Origin of the sequence: Halonotius terrestris (assembly GCF_006861665.1) — an archaeon.
Lineage (GTDB): Archaea > Halobacteriota > Halobacteria > Halobacteriales > Haloferacaceae > Halonotius > Halonotius terrestris.
The window spans coordinates 583,513-586,761 of record NZ_RKLU01000001.1 but is presented as its reverse complement, the minus strand read 5'-3'; the positions used below and the strand labels follow the sequence as shown (position 1 = coordinate 586,761).

The 3,249-nt window shown below is 60.6% G+C and carries 3 protein-coding genes and 1 pseudogene (2 of these 4 cut by a window edge); all 4 read right to left on the bottom strand.

The features are described 5' to 3' along the window. Nucleotides 1–566, bottom strand: the beginning of a protein-coding gene (locus EGH24_RS03100; RefSeq protein ID WP_142978700.1) for an ammonium transporter. Its footprint begins 1,174 nt before the window's first position; the window shows 566 of its 1,740 coding nt (coding positions 1–566); the start codon lies at nucleotides 564–566; its stop codon lies beyond the left edge, outside the window. Nucleotides 567–1,012: 446 nt separating this feature from the next. After that, on the bottom strand, nucleotides 1,013–2,044 hold the full coding sequence (radA, locus tag EGH24_RS03095; RefSeq protein WP_142978699.1) for a DNA repair and recombination protein RadA: 1,032 nt from the start codon (nucleotides 2,042–2,044) through the stop codon (nucleotides 1,013–1,015). Between the two features lie 175 nt (nucleotides 2,045–2,219). Further along, on the bottom strand, nucleotides 2,220–2,828 hold the full coding sequence (gene pspAB, locus EGH24_RS03090) for a PspA-associated protein PspAB (protein ID WP_142978698.1): 609 nt from the start codon (nucleotides 2,826–2,828) through the stop codon (nucleotides 2,220–2,222). 78 nt (nucleotides 2,829–2,906) lie between these two features. Further along, nucleotides 2,907–3,249, bottom strand: a pseudogene (gene htpX, locus EGH24_RS03085) (zinc metalloprotease HtpX) (it continues 530 nt past the right edge of the window).

The window sequence follows — 3,249 nt, the reverse complement described above, 5'->3', positions numbered from 1 at the left end:
GCNGCGGTGAGNCCNGCGATGCCGCCCATGCCGTGGACGATCATCCCGCCGGCGAAGTCGTGGAAGGCGGTACCAGTCAGCTGGGCGACGAGGCCGTCACCGGAGGCCGACCAGGTGAAGGCAATCACCATTGGGTAGATGACTGCAGCCAGAAGGAAGGTGTAGGCGACGTACGCGCGGAGTTTTGCGCGGCCGGCGACAGCACCCGAAACGATGGTTGCGGCGGTCATTGCGAAGACGGCACCGTAGAGCCAGTTGACGTACGGGCCAATGGCACCGGCTTCGACTGCGAGGCTACCGCCCGAGAACAGGGCACCGGCGACCGACGTCGGGCCACCGGAGCCGCTCATCACGCTGGTAAATGCTGTGCCTAACAGGAAGAACACCGTGACGCCGAGACTCCATGTCAGGAGGTTCTTCGTGAGCTGGTTTGCGACGTTCTTCGAGCGGACCTGCCCGGCTTCGAGCATGGCGAAGCCCGCGTGCATGAAGAAGATCAGGAACGTTACGACGAGGATCCACGTGCCGTTCATCGCGCTTGCGAATGCGGCTGGGTCAATTGTCATGTATTTGTCTCCGTTGAATCGATGTTGTTGAGTTTACGATCATGTGCGTTTCCGTGATCACACCATGTGTTTGTGCTCTGAATCACGGTCGTGACTCATGGAGTGGACGTATATAATGGTAACCGTTTACAATTGATCGAATAAGGCTGTATTTGTATACGACCGTCAGATATGGAATCAGATAATATGCATATAAGGTTGCAACCGATCGACTCACCTGCCAATTCTTGCCGCACAAGTGGACGTTCGTATTGTCGAGTAATCTATGTTTTCTGCGGATAACGGGATCGTCGCCCCGGGTACGGTTCGCAATCCGAACGACGCACCCCGGAACACAGGGCTGTGACAGTCGGCTCGCACCGTCGAAAACAGTCGGCTACGGCTCTCAGTCGGTCGTCACCCGCAAAACAGCCCGCGTCGTTCCCGGTTGGTCTCGTTTCTACCGATTATTCGGGCTTTAGGCCCTCGTTTTGGACGCGCATGACGGCCTCGCCGTCGGCGAGATTCGGCGCGTCGACCAGCCGGACGATCCGTTTGTCACCCTTCGATTTCCGGAGGTAGATCCGGAACGTGGAGGTATGTCCGAGGATGTTGCCACCGATGGGCTGGGTCGGGTCGCCGAAGTAGGAGTCGGGGTTGGAGGCGACTTGGTTGGTGACGAGAATAGAGGTATTGTACAGATCGCCGATTCGCATGAGGTCATGCAGGTGTTTGTTGAGTTTCTGCTGGCGTTCGGCGAGTTCGCCACGACCGACGTACTCGGCGCGGAAATGCGCGGTCAGGGAGTCGACACAGACCATCCGGACGGGCCACTCGCTGTCCTCGTGTTCGCCGGCCAGCTCTTTGGCCTTCTCCGCGAGCAGAATCTGATGATTTGAGTTGAACGCCTTGGCGACGTGGATCCGGTCGAGGAAGTCGGCGACGAGGGCTTCCATCGTCTCCTCGTCGTCGATTGAGCCCTCCATGCCGCGGTCCTCAAGGGTCGCCTGCAGCACGTCGTCGTCGAGCCCGCGGACCATGTCGTCGATCCGTTCNGGNCGGAANGTGTCCTCGGAGTCGATGAAGATACANNNNCCNNGGAGGCCNCCCTGNTCGNNCNGNAGNTGGACGTTGACCGCNANCTGGTGGGTTACTTGGGACTTGCCCGCGCCGAACTCGCCGTAGACCTCGGTGATCGACTGGGTTTCGATACCACCGCCGAGCAGGTCGTCGACCTCGTCGATCTGCCAGGAGAGTTTGCCGATCTCTTGGCGGCGTTCGAGGATCATCTCGCCGGTCTCGAAGCCGCCGATGTCGGCGGCCTCGCGGGCGGCGTTGATGATGTCGCTCGCGGTGCTGTCGCCGATATCAGCCGTGTTCCCGAGTTCGCCGGGTGAGGCGACGGCGATACTCTGATAGCTTTCGAATCCTGCGTCAGCCAGTTTGTCGGCCGTCGCCGGCCCGACTCCGGGTAGTGCTTCAAGGTCTTCCTCTGCCATTGTACCCTGTCTTTGCTCGCTTTCCCATATAAAGCCTCGTTAACAGCAAAGTGAAAGTAAAATACGGCGGGCCAAACCACGCTATCGGCTGTTGATTTTGCAGCTATGGCCGGCAACAACGCTGAACTGGTCGATTAGGCGGCTAGACCCGGTTCGCCGCTGCTCGCCGCTGCTGTTACTCCCATGGGTAGCCGCCGGGACGGTCGGGCCACAGCGGGTACCAGTACTCCTCGTTGGCCTCGATCCCGAGTTCGCCGTCCAGCACCGACTGGAGTTTGAACTCGGCTTTGTTGTCGCGTTCGTGGTCGCCGCTGGGGACAAAGGGGTAGTACGCCCCGCGGCGGAAGGAGTAGATCCAGTAGGCGTGGTCGGTGCCGCTCTTATCGAAGGCGAAGACGGCCGCCAGCAGCCGCGAGCCATACCCCTGTTCGATGAACGTGTCGGCGGCGAAGTGGATCGTCGTCAACAGGTCCTCGGGATCGTCGTCATCGAGAACGACCCAGCTGTAGCCGTGATCGTCGCTGTGCTGGCTGAACGTCGTGCCGGTGTCGTCCTCGCCGGCTTCGAGGATCGCTTTCACTTCGTCGACCGTATCGCTGAAATCCGTGCTGTCAACTGAGGAAAAACAGAGGGCGGCCTGTCCCGCGTTCTCGTAGCCGAGATCGGCCTCCATCGTCATGTAGGCCGTCGACATCCCGAAGAGGTCTTCGGGGTCGGCATCCCGCGTCGCATCCCGCTCGGCGGAGACGCCGAAGATCGACCGGACGGTATCGAAGAGTCCCATACGGACCGCTAGAACCGACGACAAAAGGCGGTGTCGCTACCGGGTCAACACCACGGCGAGAAAAGCGGTGTCGCTGTGTTAGGCCGTTTCCTGCTCGCGTTCGAGTTCGCGGAGTTTTTCGATCCGTTTCTCCGTCGGCGGGTGGGTGCTGGCGATCTTACCGATGAAGCCGGAGCGGATCGGGATGATGAAGAACGCGTTCATCTCGGCCTGATCGCGGAGGTCCTCCTGGGGCACCTTGTCCATCCGGCCGCTGATCGACATGAGTGCCGAGGCCAACGCCGAGGGATTGCCCGTGATCGATGCCGCGCCGCGGTCGGCAGCGTACTCGCGGTACCGGCTGAGCGCGCGGATCAACAGGAACGAGATCACCCAGACGATCAACGAGGCGAGGATCGCCACGTAGACNGGNGCCTGATTC

Bases quoted from the DNA above. Each gene is read 5' to 3' on its own strand.
- pspAB (WP_142978698.1), bottom strand. From the start codon at position 2,828: ATGGGACTCTTCGATACCGTCCGGTCGATCTTCGGCGTCTCCGCCGAG.